Consider the following 20,429-nt stretch of genomic DNA (forward strand, 5'->3'; position numbering starts at 1 on the left):
TGTCAGGGCGACAGGTGTTCAGGATGCGGCGACATGGCGGCGCCGGGCGGCGGCCGCGTGCTGGCCGTCGAAGCGGCCGACCAGGACGACGGCGGTGATCGCCCACACCAGGGAGCAGAAGGCGGTCATCCAGTTCGAGGTGGTCTGGACCCACACCAGGAGCAGGCCCATCGACAGGGCGACCCAGAAGACGACCGCGGACATCGACATGGCGTCGAGCACGCGGCGGACCCTCGTCACCATGCCGGGTCGCTTCGGCGCGGTGCCCCGGGCGTCCTGCGCCCCTGCGCGCGACGCCTCGCGGGCGGCCGGTCCGGCCACCGGCGGCGCGGCGGCCGGACGGTCGGCGGGTGTCGGTTCCATCTGCGGACCCCTTTCGGCGGACGGCCCCGTCCTCCACTGTGGCACGGGGCCGTTCCGGCGGCACCGCGGCCGCAGCGGTTTCCCGTCGCCGGGCCACCGGGTACCCCGCTGACGTGCAGATCCACCCCATGCTGGCCGCCACCAGCGAGCGTCGCACGTTCGACTCCGGCTGGCTGCTGGAACGCAAACTGGACGGCGTCCGGGCGATCGCGGAACGCGACGGCGACGCCGTGCGGCTGTACTCCCGCACCGGGCAGCGGATCGAGGCCGGGTACCCGGAGCTGGCGGCTGCGCTCGCCGCGCAACCCGTACCGCGGTTCGCCGTGGACGGGGAGATCGTCGCGCTCGACGACCGGGGCGCGACCAGCTTCGCCCGGCTGCAGCGGCGGATGCAGCTGCGCGACCCGCAGCGGGCGCTGGCCACCGGCGTCCGGGTGTCGTACTTCCTGTTCGACCTGCCTGCCCTGATGGGGCACGACACCACCGGGCTCGCGCTGCTGGACCGCAAGCAGCTGCTCCGCGAGTCGTTCGACTTCGCGGAGCCGCTGTTCTTCACCGAGCACGTCGCGGCCGACGGGCCGGTGCCGCTGGCCGAGGCGTGCGCCCGCGGCTGGGAGGGGCTGGTCGCCAAGCGCGCCGACAGCCGCTACGTGCCGCGCCGCTCACCGGACTGGCTGAAGCTGCCGTGCACGGCCGGGCAGGAGCTGGTGATCGGCGGCCACACCGACCCGGGCGGCCGGCGGAATGGCTTCGGCGCCCTGCTGGTCGGCCACTACGCGGACGGCGCGCTGCGCTACGCGGGCAAGGTCGGGACGGGGTTCGACGCCCGGGAGCTGGACCGGCTGACCGGTCTGCTGGCGGCCCTGGCCCGCCCGGACCCGCCGTTCGCCGACCCGCCCGCCACCGAGCGGACGGCGCACTGGGTGGAGCCCCGGCTGGTCGCCCGGGTGGCTTTCACCCAGTGGACCCGCGACGGCCGCCTGCGCGCCCCGCGCTACCAGGGGCTGCGGACCGACAAGCGCCCCGAGGACGTGGTGCGCGAGTGACCCGGGCCCCGTGCACCCGAACGACGCGTCCGACATGCGTCGGGGGATTCGGCTCCTACCGTCCCCGGTGAGGGGGTTCCCCATCGAGAGGTGCACACAGTCATGGCAGGAAAGTTCGAGCTGTACGTCGACGAGTCCGGCAACCACCGCTTCCGGCTGAAGGCCAGCAACGGCACGGTGGTCATCACCGGTGCCCCGCAGGAGTCCAAGGACGACTGCCTGAAGAGCATCGAGTCGCTGCGCAAGCTCGCGCCGTACGCGCAGGTGCTGGAGGTCTCCGGGGCCCAGGGCTGACCCGGGTTCCGGCACCGTCGGGCCGGTCGTCCCCCAGGGGCGGCCGGCCCCGCCGCGTCCCGCGGCAGCGTGTCGGTCCGGTGAGGTCGACCCCGGACGGGCGCTGTCGTGCACGTGACGGACCCATCGGATCTCCGCGAAAGCCTCACACGTGACACCTGTCGATCGTTCGGGTGCCCTGCATAGGGTCCTCCCAAGGTCGCGCCAGGCGCGACACCCGACCGGGAAGATCCCATGGACTACTGCGCACCCTGCCGACGCCACCTCAACGGGGCCCTCTCGTGCCCGGGCTGTGGCGCCACGGCCGGTGCCGCGCAGCCGGGGCCGGCGATCGTCCGGCCCGCGAGCGCCGCACCGCGATCCTCTTCCAGTGCCCCCGGCCGACGGCGCAGGGCGCCCCGGCGGCGCCGGGCCCTGCTGCTGACGGCCGCCGGGCTGGCGCTCGGCGGCGCCGCCGGGGTGCTGGCGCTGGCCGCACCGGACGGCAGCGGGGCGGCTCAGCCGGTGACCGCGTCCGTCGAGGACCAGGTGGCGGGCTCCGCCGGCAGCGCGACGGCGGCACCCGCGAGCGCCGTGCCGGTCTCCGTCGCGCCGAGCACGTCGGTCCGGCCGTCCCGCAGCGCGCGGCCGAGCGCCTCGGCCAGCGCGTCGGCGTCGGCCTCCGCGTCCGCCCCCGACCCGTCGGCGTCCACGGGTGCCGGGACCTCCGCGCCGACGTCCGGCACCGGGGCCCCGCGACCGAGCCGGAGCCCCGCCCCGAAGCCCTCGCAGTCCTGCAAGCCGTTCCTCTTCTGGTGTACCTGACCGGGGTGCTCCGCTCGTACCCGCGCCGCGGCGCGGTCGGGCCGGTTGCTGTCCGGCGGGTCGCCCGAGCGGGGCGCCCTCCGAACGACGGAACGACGTGTCCGGCCGGGCAGGGGAAGGGCGGGCAGCCGGGCGTTCGGGCGCCGGGGCACGCGCGCGCGGCGCCAGCCCAGGCGTCCGCCGAGGGCGCCGTCGGGAGCGATCGCGGCGATGACGGCTAGGTCCTCGGCGGTCGGCGTGATGTCGGCGGCCGCGACGTTCTGCGCGACCCGGTCGGGGTGGCGCGAACCCGGGATGGGGACGACGTAGTCCTTCTTCGCCAGCAGCCACGCCGGCGCCAGCTGCGCGAGCGTGATGCCCTTGCCCTCGGCGAACCCGGCCGGCTCCTCGGCGACGGCGACGTTCGCCTCGAAGTTCCGGGCTTCCACCAGGGCAGCCGCCGGCGGAAGGCGGCGGCGTCGCAGTGGTCCGGGGAGGTGACCGCGCCGCTGAGGAAACCGCGGGCGAGCGTCGAGTAGGCGACCCGGGCGACCCGCTCCGGGCGACCGTGCGGCGCAAGACCGAACAACTGCGCTTGGCGCAGACGTCGGGCCACCTGGACCCGGCGTGGGATCCCGCCGACATCCTGATGTTCGTCAACCAGCTCGCGATCGCCCGGGTCGGCCAGTCCGACCTGCTGCCCGCCGACGCGGCGGAGCGCACGGCCTTCCTGTCCGCGCGCCGAGCCGCCATCGTGGCAGCCGTCCAACGCCTATTTCCCGCCGCCGCGGCACCCCGGGAGCAGGAGCCCGGGCGATCGCTCTAGCTCCCCAAAAGATCGGCCAGTACCGCAACATGGCTGATCGTCAGGTCCTTCGTCGCGGTGAGCAGGGTGACGTTGCCCGCGGCGGCCAGCTGTCGCAGGTGGGCGAGGGCCGCCGCGGCGTCCGGCTCCTCCAGTTCGCCGAGGTAGCGCCGGCGGAACTCGTCGAACCGCTCCGGGTCGTGGCCGTACCACTGGCGCAGCCCGGTGGACGGGGCGACGGCGCGCAGCCACTCGTCGAAGCCGGCGTCCTCCCTGCGCAGTCCGCGCGGCCACAGCCGGTCGACGAGGACCGGGACGCCCTCGTCCGGCGCCGGCTCGGCGTAGATCCTTCGACTCGTGACGGCCATCCGGCCATGCTCGCGCCCTGACGGGCCGGAAGCATGCGTACGCTGCGGAGTGTCCTGGATGCTGTCCGTACGGCCTACACAGGGGGACGGTGGAGCGTGGGTGCTGCGAGGACGGGGTGCGATCCGCTGGCGGCGGCCGGGGTGCTGTTCCCGGACGGTGCGGGGCGGCTGATGGTGGTGCGCGCCGTGTACGAGAGCAGGCACCCGGTCGAGGTTCCGGGCGGCGGCTGGGAGGTGCAGGACGCCACCCCGCGGGACACCGCGGTGCGGGAGGTCGCGGAGGAGCTGGGGGTGCGGGCGCAGCTGGGCGCGCTGGCGTGCGTCGACTGGTCGCTGGACGTCTTCCGGCCGCCGATCGTCTCCTTCCTTTACTGGGCATCGCCGCTGACCGCCACTCAGCTGTCCGGGCTTCGGCTGCAGGAGGACGAGCTCGGCGGGTACGTGTTCGTGACGGCCGCGCAGGCCGCGTCGGCGCTGCCGCCGAAGCTGTCGCGGCGGGTGGCGGCCTGCCTGCGGGCGCCGGCGGGGGCCGGTCCGGTGGAGTTGGAGGACAGCCTGCCGGTCGGCCACAGCCGGGCGTTCCTGCCGCCGCTCCCGACGCCGGCGTACACCGCGGCGGCCGGTCTGGAGCTGGCGGGCGGGGACCGGCCGCCGGTGACGCCACCGCTGGACCGGGACACCTACATCGCGACCCGGCCGCGGATCCGGGCCGAGGTCCGGGTGCTGGCCACCGATCCCGCCGGCCGGATCCTGGTCGAGGACGCGGGGGCGGACGCGGACGGCGGGACGGGCGCGGACGGCGGGACGGGCAGGGACACCGGGGCGGATGCGGCGGAGGCGGTGCGGCTGCCGGGCGCGGTGGTCGCGGCGGATGCGGAGACGCCCCGGCAGGCGGCGGCCCGGGCCGTCCGGGGACGGCTGGAGGGCGGGACGGGCCGGCTGCTCGGCCTGGACTGGCTGCCGGGGGCGGCGGGCCCGCCCGGCTGGTGTACGTCTTCGACGGCGGCACGGTCGCCGGGGCGGGCGGTGTCCCGGGCCTGCGGGCGGTACCGGCCGGGCGGGCCGGGGCGCGGGCGGCCGCCTGTCTGGCGGCGCGGGACGCACCGGGTGGCCCGATCGAGCTGGTCGGGGGCGCGCCGACACCCTGAACGCTGGGCGGTGGGACGGCACCGGGACACAATGGAGCGACGCGCGTCGTGCTGTCCGAGGAGGTCCCGTGGCCGGTGAGATCGAGTCCGCACTGACCGGTTGCCGGGTCGAGGCGATCTCGGTCGCCGGCCGCCTGACGGTGGCGCTGTCCGGGGGCGTCGTGGTGACGGCGGCGAACGACTTCCGGCTGCGGACGGCCACCGAGGTCGAGCATTTCTACCCGCGGCTGGCCCTCGGCCCCTCGGGGGCGCTGTCCGCGCTGGTCGGTGCCCGGGTGATCGGCGCGGGGGTCACCCGGGCCGGCGGTCTGGAGCTGGACTTCGGCGCCGCCGGGCAGCTCTCCGTCCCCCGGACACCGGCGGTCCGGCCGGAGCCGAGGCCTGGCGGGTCGCCGGCCCGCACGGGCCGCTGTTCACGGCGGAGCCCGGCGGCTACCTGGCGGTCTGACCGCCCTGGCGGTCCGACTGCGGGGCGGCCCCTCCCGGGCGGGCCCGGGCGAGGCCGGTGCCCCCGGCGTCGGTACGCCCCGTGTCAGCGCAGGTCGAAGACCAGGCGTGCGGAGACCGTGCCTGCGAGGACCTCCTCGAAGCAGGTGTTGACGTCCTCCAGCCGCCGGGACTCCCGGATCACCCGGGTGCGGCCCAGCGCGTGCAGCCGGAACACCTCGGCGAGGTCCTGCCGGGTACCGACGATCGACCCCACCACGGACGTGCCGTTCAGCACCGTGTCGAAGACCGGGATCTCCAGCGTGCCCTCGGCGGGCAGCGCCACCAGGACGAGGACGCCGCCGCGCCGCAGCGCCCCGTACGCGGCGGTGAAGGACTCGTTGCTGACGGCGAGCGAGATCGCGGCGTCGGCGCCGCCGAGCCGCTGCACCTCGGCGGCGACGTCCTGGGTCCGGGCGTCGACGACGTGGTCGGCGCCGAGCTCGCGGGCCAGGTCGAGTTTGGCGTCCGTGACGTCGACGGCCACGGTCTCGGCGCCGAAGATCCGGGCGTACTGGAGGGCGAGGTGGCCGAGGCCGCCGATGCCGGAGACCAGGACCCGGGACCCGGGCCGCGCGCCGCCGATCTTCACGGCCTTGTAGGTGGTGACACCCGCGCAGGAGAGCGGCGCCGCGTCCATCGGATCGATGCCGTCCGGGACGGGGACGACGTAGTCGCCGTGCGCGAGGGCGTACTGGGCGTAGGCGCCGTCCACCGAGTAGCCGGAGTTGTGCTGCTGGAGGCAGAGCGTCTCCCAGCCGGTGACGCAGTGGTCGCAGCGGCCGCAGGCGTCGGCCAGCCAGGGGATCGCCACCCGCTCGCCGACGTGGACGTGCCGGACCTGGTCGCCGACCTGTTCGACGACGCCGACGCCCTCGTGGCCGGGCACGAACGGCGGGCTCGGCCGGACGGGCCAGTCGCCGCGTGCGGCGTGGATGTCGGTGTGGCAGAGGCCCGAGGCCTCGATCCTGACCCTGACCTGATGCGGGGCCGGTTCGGGGAGCGGGCGGTCCTCGACGGTGAGCGGCGCGGTGAAGTCGCGCACGACGGCGGCCTTCATCGTGGCGCCGGGCGCGGGGGCGCGGTGCATCGCGGCATCGTTCACGGGGCGGCCTTCCGGTCTCGGAGGGTGGCGCGCCACCGGTGCCGGGTCGGGCGGCCGGGTCGGGCGGGGCCGTCCCTGCGGCGGGCGGCGCGAAGCCACGCTAACCCGGAGGAACGGGTACCGCATGCGGGGGCGGCGGCGTCACCGCGGAGCCCCCGCACGCGGCGGGTCGGTCACAGGCCTCAGCGGCCCGGCGTCACCGGGTGGCTGCCGTAGGGGCGTGTGATGATCTCCATGCCGTGGCCGGCCGGGTCCAGGAAGTACAGCCCCCGGCCGCCGTGGTGGTGGTTGATCTCGCCCGGCAGCGCCATCCGCGGGTCGGCGTAGTAGGTGATCCCGGCCTGCCGGATCCGCTCGAACGCCGCCTCGAACTCGTCGTCGGAGACGAGGAAGGCGTAGTGCTGGGCGGTGATCGGCCCGGCGGGGACGGTGGCGAAGTCCAGGGTGACGCCGTTGGCGGTGGCGACGGGGACGAAGGGGCCCCACTCGGCCCCGGCAGCGAGGCCGAGGATCCCCGCCAGGAATTCGGCGGACTCCCGGTTGTTCCGGGCGTGGACGATGGTGTGGTTCAACTCGACGGACATGTGCGGAATGCCTCCGTAAGGCACCTCGCGGACACCTCCATGCCTCACCCGGCCGGTGACCGACACGCGATGCCGCACCGCCGACCCTACGCGGGGGCCGCCGCGCCGTCGAGGGCCCTTCGGCCGACCCGGCGGGGCCTGCGCCCGGCGGGCCTGCGTCCGGCGGGCCTGTGTCCGGCAGGCCTGTGTCCGGCAGGCCCATGCCCGACGGTTCTGTACGACGGCCACGGACGACGTCCGGAGGGCTCGTCTAGGATGACGGCCGTTCAGGCCGGCCGCCGGGCCGGGCCGAAGGGGGAACGGTGTTCGGGATCATCAGGCCGTGCCGTCACAGCCTGTCGGAGGGGTTGCGCAGCTCGTGGCTGGCACACCTGTGCGGGCTGTGCCTGGCCCTGCGCGACGACCACGGGCAGCTGGCCAGGACGGCCACCAACTACGACGGTCTGATCGTGTCGGTGCTGGTCGAGGCGCAGGCCCCGCGGTCGGCGGGCGGCCGGCGGACGGCCGGGCCCTGCCCGCTGCGCGGCATGCGCACCGCCGAGGTCGCGCGCGGCGAGGGGCGCGGCTGGCGGCCGCGGTGTCGCTGGCGCTGGCCTCGGTGAAGGTGCGGGACCACGTGCTGGACGCGGACGGTGTGTTCGCCCGCCGACCGGTGGCCGCGGGTGCGCGGGCGGTGGCCCGCCGCTGGGACCGCAAGAGCGCGGGCGGCGGCGCCGGACTCGGCTTCGACACCGCGGTGCTGCTGGAAGCGGCCGGACGCCAGGAGGAGTTGGAGCTCGCGGCCCGGCCGGGGTCGTCGGTGCTGCTGGTGACCGAGCCGACCGAGACGGCGACTGCCGCGGCGTTCGCCCATACCGCGGCGCTGGCGGGGCGGCCGGAGAACGCCGCCGCGCTGGCCGAGGCCGGCCGGCTGTTCGGGCGGCTGGCGCACCTGCTGGACGCCGCGGAGGACCAGTCCGCGGACGCGGCCGGCGGCCGGTGGAACCCGCTGACGGCGACGGGGACGGACCGCGCCGAGGCCGAACGGCTGTGCCGGGACGCGGTGCACGGGATACGCCTGGCGTTGAAGGACGTCCGGTTCCACGAACGGGCGCTGGTGCACAGGTTGCTGGCGCACGAACCGGGGCTCGCCGTGGACCGGGAGTTCGGGCACGGCGCCGGGTGCTCGGCCGCCGCGCACGGTCAGCACCCGGGCGGGCCGCTGACCGGGGAACCCCCGACGAAGCCGCCGCAGCCGCGCTCCCCGCTGGCGGGCTGCGCGGTGTGGGCGGTGATGGCCTGCACGTGCCAGCTGATGTGCTGCGAGCACGACGACCCGTTCAGCCGGCAGCGCCGGGACGGCTGGTGCCAGCGCAACTGCGACTGCGACTGCTGCGACGCGTGCGATGCGTGCGATGGATGCGGCGACTGTGACTGCTGCAACGGATGTGACGGGTGCGACTGCTGCGACTGCGGCTGCGACTGCAGCTGACCCGGCGCAGCGCCGCGGGGCAGACCGCTCCGCCCGGTGCGGCCTGGGGGCCGCCGAACGACGTACAGCGCAGGACGTGCACCGCGGTCACCGCCGCGGGCACAGGACACCGAGCCGGGGGGCCATGGACACGCATGCCACCGCGGGGGCCGCGGACCCGCACGACAGCACCGACCCGCCGACCGTGCCGTTACGGATCCCCGCACCCCGCCAAGAGGCGGCTGCCGCAACGCCGACGGCACCCGCCGAGCCGGCTGCCTCACCCGGCCGCAACGGCATGGTCATGGCTCTCGGCACGACGGCCTCCCGGGCGCTCGGCTTCGTCCGGAACTCCGCGGTCGCGGCCGCCCTCGGCGTGCACGACGTCGGCGATCCCTTCAACCTCGGCAACTCGGTGCCCAACACCATCTACCAGATGCTCATCGGAGGCGTGCTCGCCTCGGTGTTCGTCCCGGAACTCGTCCGGGCCGCACAGACCCACCGGGACGGCGGCGCCGCGTACACCGACCGGCTGCTGACCATCTCCGGGATCGCCCTGCTCGTGCTGACGGCCGGTGCGGTCGCCGCCGCACCCTTCCTCGTGGACGTCTACTCGCCCTACGGGCCGGGCCCGGAGCGCGACCTGACCATCGCGTTCGCCCGCTACTGCCTGCCGCAGGTCTTCTTCTACGGCGTGTTCAACCTGCTGGGCCAGATCCTCGCCGCCCGCGACCGGTTCGCCGCGATGATGTGGGCCCCCGTGCTGAACAACGTCGTGTCGATCGGCGTCTTCGGGCTCTACATCGGCGTCGGGTACCACGCCGAACACGCGGACGGCGTGACGCCGGGCGCCACCGCGCTGCTGGGCGTCGGCAGTACGCTCGGCATCGTCGTCCAGGCCCTCGCGCTGGTGCCGTCGATACGGCGCTCCGGGTACCGGTGGCGGCCGCGCTTCGACTGGCGCGGCACCGGCCTCGGACGGCCGATCCGCTCCGCCGGCTGGGCGCTGCTGCTCGTCGTGGCCACCCAGGTCTCCTGGGCCGTGATCAGCCGGCTCAGCGCCGATGCGGGCCACCGGGCCGAACTGGCCCATCTGCCCGACGCCGTGGGGATCGCCTCCTACACCAACGCCTACGCCTTCTTCGTCATCCCGCAGGGCATCATCACGATCTCGCTGGTGACCGCCGTCCTGCCGCGGATGTCACGCGCCGCGACTGCGGGCCGGTACCGGGCGATCGGGACGGATCTGGCCGGTGTGCTGCGCTCCTCCGCCGCTCCGGTGGTCACCGCCACCGTGCTGTTCCTCGCGCTGGCACCGCAGATCAGCGCCGTCGCCTACCGGCACAGCCAGGTCCACGCGGGCGACGCCCGGGTGATCGCCGAGACGCTCGTCGCCTTCGCGATCGGCATCCCGGCCTTCTGCGCGCAGTACGCGCTGGCCCGCGGCTTCTACGCACTGGGGGACGCCCGCACACCGTTCTGGCTGACCCTGCTGACCACCGCCACCAACGCGGGCCTGGCCGGAGCCGCCTACCTGACCCTGCCGCTGCGACAGATCATCGTGGGGATGGCCCTCGGACAGAGCGCGGCCTGCCTCCTCGGGGTGGCGGTCACCGGGGTGGTGCTCGGCAGACGGCTCCGGGCCGCCGTCGCGGCCAACGGGCAGGACGCGACCGCGCGCGGACCGCGGGGGCGGATCCGCAGTGGCCTGGACGGCGGCGGGGTGACCCTCCTGCACGGGGCGATCGGCCTCGCCTGCCTGCCCGGGGCGCTGGCCGGGCACTGGGCCGCCGGTCGGATCGGCACCGCCCTCGGCGACGGCACGGCCGGCAACCTGGCGGGCCTCGCCGCCGGTTCGGCGGCGGTACTGATCTCCCTCTTCCTGTTCGCCCGGCCCCTCGGCGCGGGCCCCGCGGTAGCCCCGCTGGCCCGGCGACTGCGGATCCGCTACCCCGCCTAGATTGCCGGACGCGGCGCTAGCATCGGACGCCATGGCTTCCTTCGTCCACCTCACCTCAGCGGCCGACGCACCCAGGATCCGGCGGGTCGGGATCCGGGCGGACAGCCGCGGGCGCGAGGGCTCGCGCGGCGTGTTCTGCTTCCCGGTGCTGCGGTCGCACACCCTGACCCACCAGTGGCTGCGCGAGCTGGCCCGCCACGGCAACCGCGGCGGAATGGTCGCCGTCCACCTGCGGCTCGACGACGCGGAACCGGTGACCGTCGGACGCTACAACCGGCCACCGGAACGGGTGACGGCCGCCGAGGCGGTGGCCCGGCTCGCCGCGATGGCGGACCCGCGCGGCTGGGAGGTCTTCGTGCCACGGGCGGTGACGGCCCGTGAGGTGCGCCGGATCCGCAGCGCTCCGCAGGTGGCCGGCTGGCGGTATTTCCCGGACTCCAACGGCCGGGTGCCCTGCACGTGCTACGGCTGCCGGGTCCGCGGGGAGTACGGTTCCCGGCGGCTGCGCGAGCGGCGTCCGCACGAGCTGGACGGCCCACCGCCGCCGGCACGTGTCCTGATCGCCCGGGTCGAGGCGGCGGGCAGGCCAGGGGATTCGGCCGCGCTGCGGGAAACCCTGCACTGGTTCGGCATGCGGCGCCGCGGCCCGCTGCCCGTCCTCGCCCATCTGGTGGAGCACCCCGACCCGGAGGTGCGCGAGGCGCTCGCCTGGGCCGTCGGCCGCTGGCGGACGCCGGGCGTCGCCGAGCTCCTGGACCGGCTCGCCGAGGACCCCACCGCCGCGGTCAGGGAAGCCGTCGAGGCCGTACGGGACTGAGCCCTTGCCCGCCACGGACGCCGTCCGGGTGTCAGCGCGGCGGCTCCCAGACCGCGCCGTCGTGGGCGAAGAGCACGCGCCGCGGGTCGAGCTCGGCCAGCCGGTCGAGCCAGGCCCGCCGGCCGGGCAGCGGCGGCTCCGCATCGTCGCGGGCCGCCGAACGCGCCGCCCGGTCCGACCCGAACCCGGAGGCGAAGTCGTACGCCTGGCCGGCGAGCAGCACCGTGCCGTCGCTCCGCCGGACGGCCAGCGACTGGTGGCCGTCGGTGTGCCCCGGTGTCGGCAGGACCAGCAGCCCCGGCCGGATCTCGGCCTCGCCCGTGAGCTCCTCGTACCGCGCGCCGGGGAAGTCGACCAACGCGTCCATGGTGTACCCGCCCGCCCGGGCGGTGGCCAGTTCGACGGCCTGGACCAGCACCGGCCGACCGGCGAGCAGCGGGTTCCCACCGCAGTGGTCGAAGTGCAGGTGGCAGTTGACCACCAGTGAGACATCGGCGGTCGTGACCCCGACGGTCGCCAGCGCCTCGGGCAGCGGACGGCGACGCGGCCGGTAGTACCGCTCCGTCTCCGGGTCGACCGCTCCCATACCCGTGTCGAAGAGCACCAGTTCACCCCGGCCCTGCACCAGGTAGGCCAGCACCGGCTCCACCCGCGGCCGCGGACCACCGGCCTCCGCGGCCGGGCGGACGAAGTACCCCAGGTCCAAGCGGTGGACCAACCAGTCGTCACCCATCCCGCCACCCTCCCAGGACCGACGGCAGCTGTCCGGGCCGTTCGCGCGGAGCGGAGCAACGGAGCGACGGACCTCCTCCGTCGCCGGCCCGGCCGGCCCGGCGATGATGGCGCGATGAGGATCCGTATCGACGCCTTCGACCTGCCGGGGCGGACCTGCGCGCCCGGTACCGGCTTCCCCGGAGCGGCGAACATCCATGTCGCCGTGCAACGCCGCAGCCGGCCCGGCGAGTTGCTCGACCTGCAGCCGGGGGACGCCGCCGCGTCCGGCTGGACGCTGGAGTGCACGGCCACCCCGACCCCGACCGGCACCGACCTGCGCGGCCCGTACGTCCAGGGCGGACCGGGCGGACGCTTCGTCTACCTGTCCTGGGGCGAGGTCGACGAGACCGGGGCGTTTCGGATGTTCCGGCGGGCCAAGCTGATGCTGGAGGCGGTCGATCCGGACGTGCTCGCCGCCGCCGTCGGGACGGGCCTCCTGGTCGGGCGGCTCGGGCTGACCGACGCCCGCGGCCGACCGCTCTGCGCCCAGGTCGAGCCCCCGCTCATCACGTGGTCGGCCGGGCCCCGGGCGACCGGTTCCGGTACGGCCGACCCCGGCCCCGCAGGGGCTGAACCGCAGTCAGGGCCCGCCCGTCGAACCCTTGATCGTCTCGGCTATGCTGCGCCCGACCGGGCGCGCAGGTGCGCGCCCGCACTGCGGATGGGGTGGGAAGCACCATGATGGGACCGGCACACGCGCTCTCCGGCGCGACGGCCTGGCTGGCCGCTGGAGCGGCGGCGTACGCGCTGGACAACCCCATGCCGTGGCCGGTCCTGCTGGCCGGCGCGCTGATATCGGCGGGCGCGGCGCTCGCCCCCGACCTCGACCACAAGGCGGCGACGGTCTCCCGGGCGTTCGGGCCGATCTCCCGCGGTCTGTGCGAGGTCATCGACAAGATCGGCGCCGCGGCCTACAAGGCCACCCGCGGCAAGGGCGACCCGAAGCGCAACGGCGGTCACCGGACGCTGACGCACACCTGGCTCTGGGCCGCGCTCTCCGGCGCGGTGGCATCGGTGTTCTCGGCGTACGGCGGGCGCTGGGGCGTGCTGGTGGTGCTGTTCATCCACATGGTGCTGGCCGTCGAGGGCCTGCTGTGGCGGCAGGCGCGGATGTCCAGCGACATCCTGGTCTGGCTGCTCGGCGCGACCAGTGCGTGGACGCTGGCCAGCGTGCTCGACAAGCCGGGCAACGGTGCGGGGTGGCTGTTCGACCAGCCCGGCCAGGAGTACCTGTGGATCGGCCTGCCGGTGGCGCTCGGTTCGCTGATCCACTGCCTGGGCGACGCCCTGACGGTCTCCGGGTGCCCGGTGCTGTGGCCGATCCCGATCGGCCGCAAGCGCTGGTACCCGATCGGCCCGCCGAAGGCGATGCGCTTCCGGGCCGGCAGCTGGGTGGAGATCAAGGTCCTGATGCCGGTCTTCATGGGCCTCGGCGCGCTCGGTGCGGTCGCCGCGCTGGGATTCGTCGGCTGACACCCTCGACTGCCCGGCTCCCGTCGGCCGACGTCCGTTCAGACTCTCGGCGGCAGCCGGTGCAGCAGGACGTCGTCCAGACGGCCGTCCCGGATCTGCGCGGTCATGTAGGTGCAGAACGGCTGTCGGCGGCGGTCGGTCGGCGAGCCGGGGTTGAGCAGGCGCAGCCCGTTGGCGGCGACGGTGTCCCACGGGATGTGGCTGTGGCCGAAGACGAGGACGTCGAGGTCGGGGAAGCGCTCGGCGCAGCGCCGTTCGCGGCCCTGCGCCGGGCCGGTCTCGTGGACGACGCCGAGGCGTACCCCGTCGAGGTCGGCACGGACGGTCTCGGGCAGCCGGGAGCGCAGCTCGGGTCCGTCGTTGTTGCCGTGGACGGCGATCAGTCGGCCGGCCCGCTCCGCCAGCAGGTCGAGGGTGCCGGTGTCGGTCCAGTCCCCGGCGTGCACGACCGCGTCGGCGTCGTCGATCGCGGCGAGCAGGTCGGCAGGGAGCCGGCGGGCGCGGGCGGGGACGTGGGTGTCGGAGACCAGGAGGAGACGCACCCGGGCAGTCTGCAGGTCGCCACGGCGGGGGTGGCCGCGGCACGCCCTTCCCGCGGCGGGCATCCGGATACTACTGTCGGGTAACCAAAGTGTCCTTCGCCGGAGAGGTGCGCCGATGCCCGCCCGTTTCCCGTCCGCCCGTGCGCTCGGCGGTCTGCTGATCGCCGCGGGGGTGGCGCACTTCGCCGCTCCGCGCCAGTTCGACGCGATCGTCCCCCGTGCACTGCCCGGCTCGCCGCGCAGCTGGACGTACGCGAGCGGGGCGGCGGAACTGGCGGTCGGGGCTGCCGTACTGGCACCCCGCACCCGGGCCGCCGGGGCGCTGGCCGCGGCGGGACTGTTCGCGGCCGTGTTCCCGGCCAACGTGAAGATGGCCTACGACTGGCGCGACCGTCCGGAGCCGTGGCGTTCGATGGCGCTGGCCCGTCTGCCGCTGCAGGCACCGCTGGTGCTGTGGGCGCTGCGGGTGCGGCGCCAGGCCTGACCGCGACCGCACCCGGAGCGGGCGATCCGGCGGGCGGGCGAGGCGTCCGCCCGGCCGGTGGGGCGGTGATCCGGCGGGGAGCGGAAGTCCGCCGGTCAGGGCACGACGGTGACCGGCCAGCGGCCGGCCTTCACGAGGCGCACCGCGACCGAGCCGATGATCCGGTGCCCGGCCCGCTCCGAGGCGCCGACCACCACCGCGTCCGCCTTCAGCTCGTCGGCCGCCCGGACGAGCCCGTTGTACGGGTCGCCGGGGAAGGTGACGAACTTCCAGCGAACGCTGTAGACGCCGCGCAGCCGCTCGACGGAGGCCCGGATCTCGCCGACCAACTGCTCGGCGACGGCACCGGTGGCCTCGGCGACCGGGACGCCGAGGGCGGCCGCGGCCCCGAGCAGCGGCTGCACGAACACGACGGCGAGCAGGGCGTTCTGGCGGCGGGCGAGGCCTGCGGCGTACGCGACCGCACGCCAGGACGCCTCGGAGCCGTCGGCCCCGGCGACGATCACCTTGGGGCCGTCGGTGCCCCGCTCGAAGCCGGAACCCGCAGCCGGCACCCGCTCGGCGGACGTGTCATCACTCACGGCCCCGAGCGTAGCCCCGGGGCCGGACCGTGCGAAGGCCGGGGGCGGCCCCGGGACGGCACCCTGCGGACCGTGCAGGCCTGCCACCGCAGGGGCCGTTCGACCTCACCCGACCCCACCCGACCCCACCCGGCCTCACCCGATGTCGGCCGCGAGCGCCTCCGCCACGGTGCTGTAGACCCGCAGTACCTCCTCGGCCCCGGCGATCTCCAGCAGCCCGATGATCGCCGGGCCGGGCTCGGCGAGGACGAGGGTGCCGCCGGCGGTCTCGACCGCCTCGCGGGCGCCGAGCAGCAGGTCGAGCCCGGCCGAGTCGCAGAAGGTCAGTCCGCCGCAGTCGACCACCAGCAGGACGGCCGGGGCCGCGACGGCCTGCTCCAGCGCACGGCGCAGCGGTCCCTCACCGTCGCGGTCGAGTTCGCCCTCGGGGCGGACGACCACGGCATGCGCCGTCTGCCGCACCTCGACGTCCAACTGTCCGCCGTCCGGTTCCATCGCTCGCTCCTCGCCCGCCTGCACCCCCGCACCGCCTCTCCACGATAGGTCGGCCACCCCCGTCCGGCTGTTCGGCTGTTCGGCCGGGGCAGCCCTGCCCCTGCCGCGCCTGGGACTGTCGGAGCACCAAGCGCGGCCCAGATATGAGAGGTTGTCCCATATTTGGGATATCATCTCGAATATGGGACCCGACATCGATCCACTGGACCTCCGCCTGGCCTCCCGGCTCGCCGAGCTGCGGACGGGCAGCGGCTGGTCACTGGAGGAGCTCGCCCGACGTGCGGACATCAGCCGCTCCACCCTCTCCCGGCTGGAACGCGCCGAGATCAGCCCGACCGCGGCCCTGCTCGGCCGGCTCTGCCGGGCCTACGGGCGGACGATGTCCCAGCTGCTCGCCGAGGTGGAGCAGGACGCGGCCGGACTGCTGCGCGCGCACGACCAGCCGGTGTGGACGGACCCGGCCACCGGATTCGTCCGGCGGTCGGTCTCGCCGCCGCAGAGCGGCATGCGCGGCGAGCTGGTGGAGGGGATCCTCCCGGCCGACGCGTCGATCGCCTACGACGGCCCGTCCGTCCCCGGCCTGGAGCAGCACCTCTGGCTGCTCGCGGGCCGACTGGAGCTGACCGTGCAGGAGCAGCTGCACCGCCTGGCACCCGGCGACTGCCTGCGCTTCCGGCTCTGGGGGCGTTCCGCGTTCCGCAACCCCGGGCCGGAGCCCGCCCGTTACGTCCTCGCCCTCGTCCTGCCCTGAGGCCCGCGCCCCGGCCGGACGCACCCCCACCCGACCACCCCCACCCGACCACCCGACCACCCGACCGTCCCGAGGGAGCACCGTGTCCCCGTCCCTGCCGCACCCGACCTCCGCCACTCCCCCGAGGCCCCACACCCACACCACCCACACCCACAGCTCGCCCCTCCCCCTCGACGCGGACGCGCTGCGCGACTCCGCGCCGGGCCTCGCCGACCTGCTGCTGGACGCCGTCCGCGGCGGGGCCTCGCTCGGCTTCCCCGCGACGCTGACGACAGCGGAGGCCTCGGCCTGGTGGCGCGCACGGGCGGATGCCGTCGAGGGGGCCACCTGCTGGTCTGGGCGACCGGCGCGCCGGGGGCGTTCACCGGCACGGTCAGCCTGGCCCTGGCTGAGCTGCCGAACAGCCGGCACCGGGCCGAGGTGGCGAAGTTGATGGTGCACCACGCGGCGCGCGGCCGGGGTCTCGGTCGACACCTGCTGGCCCTCGTCGAGGCGGCGGCACTCCGGGCGGGCCGGACCCTCCTGGTGCTCGACACCGAGACCGGCAGCGCCGCCGAGCGGCTCTACCGCGCCGCCGGCTGGACGCCGCTGGGCTCCATCCCCGACTACGCGACCGATCCGGCCGGCACGCTCCGGCCGACCACCGTCTACTACAAGCACCTGTTCACCACAGGCACCTGACCCACCCCGCCGAGCGCGGCCGCCCGTTGGCGGTGGCCCGCAGGAGCCCCCGGGCACGCCCGCGGCCCCCGCCCCGCCGTCCGGGGACGGGGGAACGGGGGCCGCACGGCACGGTCCGCAGGGGGCTCGGAACCGCGGGACAACAGCGGTCGCGGTCAGCAGGGTCAGGCCCGGCCTGCCGCCTTCTGGGTCCGGCGCGACAGCGAGTCGATGACGACCGCCGCCAGCAGCACCGCACCGGTGATCATGAACTGGAGGGCGTTGCTGAGGCCTTCGATGTTCATGCCGGACTGGATCGAGCCGATGACCAGCGCACCGAGCAGTGCCGACCAGGTGCTGCCCCGGCCGCCGAAGAGGCTGGTGCCGCCGATGACCGCCGCGGCGATCGCGTTCATCAGCAGGTTGCCGCCGCCGGAGGTCTGGCTGGCCGACTGGATCTGCGCGGCCAGGAAGAGACCGCCGACAGCCGCCATCGTGGAGGTGATCATGAACACCGAGATCCGGGTCCACGACACGTTGATACCGGCGCGCCTGGCGCCCTCGATGTTGCCGCCGAGGGCGAAGATCTGCCGTCCGTAGGTGGTGCGGCGGAGCACGAAGTCCAGCACCACGATGAAGATCAGGAAGATCAGCAGGGCGAGCGGCAGGCCCTTGTACTGGTTGAGGGTGTACGCGGCGAGGAAGCCGACGACGGCGATGGCGATGGTGCGCAGCGCGATGTCCATCGGCGGCCGGAACGGCACTCCGGCGGCCCGCCGTCGACGGGTGTCGACCAGCGAGGAGACGAGGAAGAGCACGACGCCGACGGCGGCGGCGCCGTAGGCGGCGGCCTGCTGGCCGTAGATGGTGGTGTAGAGCCTGGAGACGATGTCGGTGCCGGGCAGGTTGACGGTGCCGGTGCTGCCGAGGATCTGGAGCATCAGGCCGTTCCAGCCGAGGTTGCCGGCCAGGGTGACGACGAAGGCCGGCACGCCGACCTTGGCGAAGAAGAAGCCCTGGATCAGGCCGACGACCGCGCCGCCGGCCAGGGCCGCCAGCAGTGCCACCCACTGGTTGACGCCGTGGGTGACGAGCAGCACGGCGTAGATCGCCGCGCAGAGTCCGCTGACGGAGCCGACGGACAGGTCGATCTCGCCGAGCAGCAGCACGAAGACCACGCCGATGGCGATCATCCCGGTGCCGACGATCTGCTGGGAGAGGTTGGAGAGGTTCTGGGCGGACAGGAAGGTGGAGTTGAGGCTGCCGAAGACGGCCCAGATGACGATCAGGGCGACGATGACGGGGAGCGAGCCGAGTTCGCCGCTGCCGATCCGGCGGCGGAACTCCTGCACGTACCCGCTCAGGCCCTGCTGGCGGACGATCAGGCGGGGGTCGACCGCCGGGGTTGCGGCGGCGGCGACCTCGACGGGGGCGTTGACACCGCCCTTGGGCATGCTGTCCTCGGGCAGCGGGGCGCGCTCGTGCCGCTCCGGGCCGGTCCCGCCGGTGGGGTCGTCGGTCACTGCTCTCCCTCCTGTCCTTGCTCCTGGATCTGACCGCGTTCCCTGCGCCGGGTGACGGCGTTGTCGGTGGCGCCGGTGATGGCGGAGATGATCTCCTCCTGGTTGGTGGCGCGCCGGTCGAAGACGCCGTTGTTGCGGCCGAGCCGCAGCACGGCGACCTTGTCCGATACGGCCATGACGTCGGCCATGTTGTGGCTGATCAGGATGACGCCGAGGCCGCGCTCGCGCAGGCGCTCGACGAGGTCGAGCACCTGCGCGGTCTGTTCGACACCGAGGGCGGCGGTGGGCTCGTCCAGGATGACGATCTTCGGCTCGCCGACGAGGGCGCGGGCGATCGCGACGACCTGGCGCTGGCCGCCGGAGAGCGAGGCGATCGGGATGCGCACGCTGGGGATGCGGATCGACAGCGTGTCGAGGAGCTCGCGGGAGCGCTTCTCCATGGCGACCTCGTCCAGGATGCCGAACCTGCGGATCTCCCGGCCGAGGAAGAGGTTGCCCACCACGTCCAGGTTGTCGCAGAGCGCGAGGTCCTGGTAGACGGTCGCGATCCCGAGGTGCTGGGCGTCCTGGGGGCGGTGGATGCTGGCCGACCGCCCCTCCCACTCGATCACGCCGTCGTCCGGCGTGTAGACCCCGGCGATGGCCTTGACCAGCGTGGACTTGCCGGCGCCGTTGTCGCCGACGAGCGCGACGACCTCACCGGCCGGCACCTCGAGTTCCACGTCGGTGAGCGCCTGGACGGCGCCGAACCGCTTGGAGACCCCGCGCAACGCCAGAACGGGTGGGCCTTCCACGGATATCAACTCCCTTGTCGGTCGGACGGGTGGGGACCCGCGTCACTGGAGGCCGGCGGCCTTGCAGGCGTCGGCGTAGGTGGGAGTGCAGATCTGCGCGACGGTGTAGAGGCCGTCCTTGACCACGGTGTCGTTGATGTTGGACTTGGTGACCACGATCGGGGTGATCAGGTTGGCGGGCACCTTCTGGCCGCTGCCGCTGGTCGCGGTGGTCGGCACTTCGGTCGGCGTGAGCGAGGCGCCGTTGGCCCAGCTGGCGACGATCGCGGCGGAGGCCTCGGCCTCGGGTCCGTACGGCTTGTAGATCGTCATCGTCTGGGTGCCGGCGAGGATGCGCTGGATGCCGTCGAGCTGGGCGTCCTGACCGGTCAGCGGGACGCTGATGCCGGCGGCCTTCATGGCGGTGGCGGCACCGGCGGCCATGCCGTCGTTGGCGGAGTAGATGCCCACGACGTTCGGCCCGCCGATGGCGGTGATCGCGGCGGCGGTCTCCTGGTTGGCCGTGTTCGGGTCCCAGTTCGGGGTGTCGTACTCCTTGCCGATCGTGAGCTTGCCGTCGATCGCGCTGTGCGCGCCGGCCTTGAACTGGCCCGCGTTCGGGTCGGTCGGCGAGCCGTTGATCATGATGATCGAGCCCTTGCTCGCATTGGCGCCGACGGCCTCCACCAGGGCCTGACCCTGGAGCTGGCCGACCTTGTAGTTGTCGAAGGAGACGTACGCGTCGACCGGGCCCTGCGCGAGCCGGTCGTACGCGAGCACCTTGACGCCGGCGTCGTGGGCCTTCTGCACGGAGGCCTGGATGGACTTGGAGTCGACGGCGTCCAGCACGAGGATCTTGTTGCCCTTGGTGAGGGCGGTGTCGACCTGGGTCTGCTGGAGCGTCGCGTCCTGGTTGGCGTTGTAGTAGTCGATCTGCGCACCCGGGACGAGCTTCTTGATGTTCGCCTCGAGCAGCGGCTTGTCGAATTGCTCGTAGCGAGTGGTCTTGGACTCCGGGAGGAGAAGACCGACCTTGACGGTGCCGCCGGAAGCCGCCGAACCGGATGCGCCGGACCCGGTGGACTGCGCGGCGCTGCCGCAGGCGGCCATGCCGAGGCCGAGCGTGACGGCCGTGGCGGTGATGACGATGTGACGGACGACGAG

Annotated in this window: 21 protein-coding genes and 4 pseudogenes; 13 read left to right on the forward strand and 12 right to left on the reverse strand. The window is 74.5% G+C overall.

Features of this window, described 5'->3' with window-relative positions:
- Window positions 1-18: 18 nt before the first annotated feature.
- Complete coding sequence (locus ABEB13_RS09050) at window positions 19-363, reverse strand: hypothetical protein (protein WP_345705061.1); 345 nt, start codon at window positions 361-363, stop codon at window positions 19-21.
- Window positions 364-476: 113 nt separating this feature from the next.
- Between ABEB13_RS09050 and ligD the strand changes: the two genes are divergently transcribed.
- Together ligD and ABEB13_RS09060 are read left to right on the forward strand one after the other, a co-directional pair.
- Window positions 477-1,409 carry a non-homologous end-joining DNA ligase gene (gene ligD, locus ABEB13_RS09055; RefSeq protein ID WP_345705062.1) on the forward strand — a complete coding sequence of 311 codons (933 nt, stop codon included), beginning with the start codon at window positions 477-479 and terminating at the stop codon, window positions 1,407-1,409.
- 102 nt (window positions 1,410-1,511) lie between these two features.
- A complete protein-coding gene (locus ABEB13_RS09060; protein WP_100891297.1) occupies window positions 1,512-1,703 on the forward strand; it encodes a YegP family protein in 192 nt (63 codons plus the stop codon).
- 497 nt (window positions 1,704-2,200) lie between these two features.
- Here the strand turns inward: ABEB13_RS09060 and ABEB13_RS09065 are convergent, their stop codons facing one another.
- Window positions 2,201-2,935, reverse strand: a complete 735-nt coding sequence (locus ABEB13_RS09065) for an aldo/keto reductase (RefSeq protein WP_465262245.1) — start codon at window positions 2,933-2,935, stop codon at window positions 2,201-2,203.
- Between the two features lie 35 nt (window positions 2,936-2,970).
- Here ABEB13_RS09065 and ABEB13_RS09070 point away from each other — a divergent pair, with 35 nt between their 5' ends.
- Window positions 2,971-3,312, forward strand: coding sequence for a hypothetical protein (locus ABEB13_RS09070; RefSeq protein WP_345705063.1), 342 nt, complete (start codon window positions 2,971-2,973; stop codon window positions 3,310-3,312).
- Here the strand turns inward: ABEB13_RS09070 and ABEB13_RS09075 are convergent.
- Window positions 3,309-3,659 carry a DUF488 domain-containing protein gene (locus tag ABEB13_RS09075; RefSeq protein WP_345705064.1) on the reverse strand — a complete coding sequence of 117 codons (351 nt, stop codon included), beginning with the start codon at window positions 3,657-3,659 and terminating at the stop codon, window positions 3,309-3,311. The genes ABEB13_RS09070 and ABEB13_RS09075 overlap by 4 nt on opposite strands.
- Before the next feature lie 96 nt (window positions 3,660-3,755).
- Here ABEB13_RS09075 and ABEB13_RS09080 point away from each other — a divergent pair, with 96 nt between their 5' ends.
- The gene (locus ABEB13_RS09080; protein ID WP_345705065.1) at window positions 3,756-4,886 is read left to right on the forward strand and encodes an NUDIX domain-containing protein; all 1,131 of its coding nucleotides are present in this window, start codon (window positions 3,756-3,758) and stop codon (window positions 4,884-4,886) included.
- A pseudogene (locus ABEB13_RS40430) lies at window positions 4,876-5,157 on the forward strand (DUF6188 family protein); the annotation flags it as partial. The gene ABEB13_RS09080 and the pseudogene ABEB13_RS40430, both read left to right, overlap by 11 nt.
- A gap of 182 nt (window positions 5,158-5,339) precedes the next feature.
- Here ABEB13_RS40430 and adhP read toward each other — a convergent pair.
- Both adhP and ABEB13_RS09090 read right to left on the reverse strand, forming a co-directional pair.
- Complete coding sequence (adhP, locus tag ABEB13_RS09085) at window positions 5,340-6,353, reverse strand: alcohol dehydrogenase AdhP (protein ID WP_345709604.1); 1,014 nt, start codon at window positions 6,351-6,353, stop codon at window positions 5,340-5,342.
- 227 nt (window positions 6,354-6,580) lie between these two features.
- On the reverse strand, window positions 6,581-6,982 hold the full coding sequence (locus ABEB13_RS09090; RefSeq protein ID WP_345705066.1) for a VOC family protein: 402 nt from the start codon (window positions 6,980-6,982) through the stop codon (window positions 6,581-6,583).
- A 302-nt stretch (window positions 6,983-7,284) separates the two neighbouring features.
- Between ABEB13_RS09090 and ABEB13_RS09095 the strand changes: the two are divergent.
- From ABEB13_RS09095 to ABEB13_RS09105, 3 genes and pseudogenes are all read left to right on the forward strand, one after another.
- A pseudogene (locus ABEB13_RS09095) lies at window positions 7,285-8,453 on the forward strand (DUF5685 family protein).
- 124 nt (window positions 8,454-8,577) lie between these two features.
- On the forward strand, window positions 8,578-10,392 hold the full coding sequence (murJ, locus tag ABEB13_RS09100; RefSeq protein ID WP_345705067.1) for a murein biosynthesis integral membrane protein MurJ: 1,815 nt from the start codon (window positions 8,578-8,580) through the stop codon (window positions 10,390-10,392).
- Between the two features lie 31 nt (window positions 10,393-10,423).
- Window positions 10,424-11,209: a HEAT repeat domain-containing protein gene (locus ABEB13_RS09105; protein WP_345705068.1), complete on the forward strand. Its 786-nt coding sequence runs from the start codon at window positions 10,424-10,426 to the stop codon at window positions 11,207-11,209.
- Between the two features lie 31 nt (window positions 11,210-11,240).
- Here the strand turns inward: ABEB13_RS09105 and ABEB13_RS09110 are convergent, their stop codons facing one another.
- Entirely contained in the window at window positions 11,241-11,942 is a 702-nt protein-coding gene (locus ABEB13_RS09110) for an N-acyl homoserine lactonase family protein (RefSeq protein WP_345705069.1), read from the reverse strand.
- Between the two features lie 114 nt (window positions 11,943-12,056).
- Here ABEB13_RS09110 and ABEB13_RS09115 point away from each other — a divergent pair.
- Window positions 12,057-12,503 (forward strand): annotated as a pseudogene (locus ABEB13_RS09115) (DUF5990 family protein); the annotation flags it as partial.
- A 158-nt stretch (window positions 12,504-12,661) separates the two neighbouring features.
- A complete protein-coding gene (locus ABEB13_RS09120; protein ID WP_100891285.1) occupies window positions 12,662-13,456 on the forward strand; it encodes a metal-dependent hydrolase in 795 nt (264 codons plus the stop codon).
- 38 nt (window positions 13,457-13,494) lie between these two features.
- Here ABEB13_RS09120 and ABEB13_RS09125 read toward each other — a convergent pair whose 3' ends face one another.
- On the reverse strand, window positions 13,495-13,998 hold the full coding sequence (locus ABEB13_RS09125) for a metallophosphoesterase family protein (protein WP_345705070.1): 504 nt from the start codon (window positions 13,996-13,998) through the stop codon (window positions 13,495-13,497).
- 115 nt (window positions 13,999-14,113) lie between these two features.
- Between ABEB13_RS09125 and ABEB13_RS09130 the strand changes: the two genes are divergently transcribed.
- Window positions 14,114-14,482, forward strand: a complete 369-nt coding sequence (locus ABEB13_RS09130) for a DoxX family protein (RefSeq protein ID WP_345705071.1) — start codon at window positions 14,114-14,116, stop codon at window positions 14,480-14,482.
- 95 nt (window positions 14,483-14,577) lie between these two features.
- Here the strand turns inward: ABEB13_RS09130 and ABEB13_RS09135 are convergent, their stop codons facing one another.
- Both ABEB13_RS09135 and ABEB13_RS09140 read right to left on the reverse strand, forming a co-directional pair.
- Complete coding sequence (locus tag ABEB13_RS09135) at window positions 14,578-15,063, reverse strand: universal stress protein (protein WP_345705072.1); 486 nt, start codon at window positions 15,061-15,063, stop codon at window positions 14,578-14,580.
- A 135-nt stretch (window positions 15,064-15,198) separates the two neighbouring features.
- The gene (locus ABEB13_RS09140; protein ID WP_345705073.1) at window positions 15,199-15,558 is read right to left on the reverse strand and encodes an STAS domain-containing protein; all 360 of its coding nucleotides are present in this window, start codon (window positions 15,556-15,558) and stop codon (window positions 15,199-15,201) included.
- A 181-nt stretch (window positions 15,559-15,739) separates the two neighbouring features.
- Here ABEB13_RS09140 and ABEB13_RS09145 point away from each other — a divergent pair, with 181 nt between their 5' ends.
- Both ABEB13_RS09145 and ABEB13_RS09150 read left to right on the forward strand, forming a co-directional pair.
- Window positions 15,740-16,309: a helix-turn-helix domain-containing protein gene (locus tag ABEB13_RS09145; protein WP_345705074.1), complete on the forward strand. Its 570-nt coding sequence runs from the start codon at window positions 15,740-15,742 to the stop codon at window positions 16,307-16,309.
- A 184-nt stretch (window positions 16,310-16,493) separates the two neighbouring features.
- A pseudogene (locus tag ABEB13_RS09150) lies at window positions 16,494-16,990 on the forward strand (GNAT family N-acetyltransferase).
- A gap of 164 nt (window positions 16,991-17,154) precedes the next feature.
- Here ABEB13_RS09150 and ABEB13_RS09155 read toward each other — a convergent pair.
- From ABEB13_RS09155 to ABEB13_RS09165, 3 genes are all read right to left on the reverse strand, one after another.
- Window positions 17,155-18,423, reverse strand: a complete 1,269-nt coding sequence (locus ABEB13_RS09155) for a sugar ABC transporter permease (protein WP_345709605.1) — start codon at window positions 18,421-18,423, stop codon at window positions 17,155-17,157.
- Window positions 18,424-18,488: 65 nt separating this feature from the next.
- Window positions 18,489-19,286, reverse strand: a complete 798-nt coding sequence (locus tag ABEB13_RS09160; RefSeq protein WP_345705075.1) for an ATP-binding cassette domain-containing protein — start codon at window positions 19,284-19,286, stop codon at window positions 18,489-18,491.
- A 42-nt stretch (window positions 19,287-19,328) separates the two neighbouring features.
- Window positions 19,329-20,375 carry a sugar ABC transporter substrate-binding protein gene (locus ABEB13_RS09165; protein WP_380231171.1) on the reverse strand — a complete coding sequence of 349 codons (1,047 nt, stop codon included), beginning with the start codon at window positions 20,373-20,375 and terminating at the stop codon, window positions 19,329-19,331.
- Window positions 20,376-20,429 lie beyond the last annotated feature (54 nt).

The organism is Kitasatospora paranensis (assembly GCF_039544005.1).
Lineage (GTDB): Bacteria > Actinomycetota > Actinomycetes > Streptomycetales > Streptomycetaceae > Kitasatospora > Kitasatospora paranensis.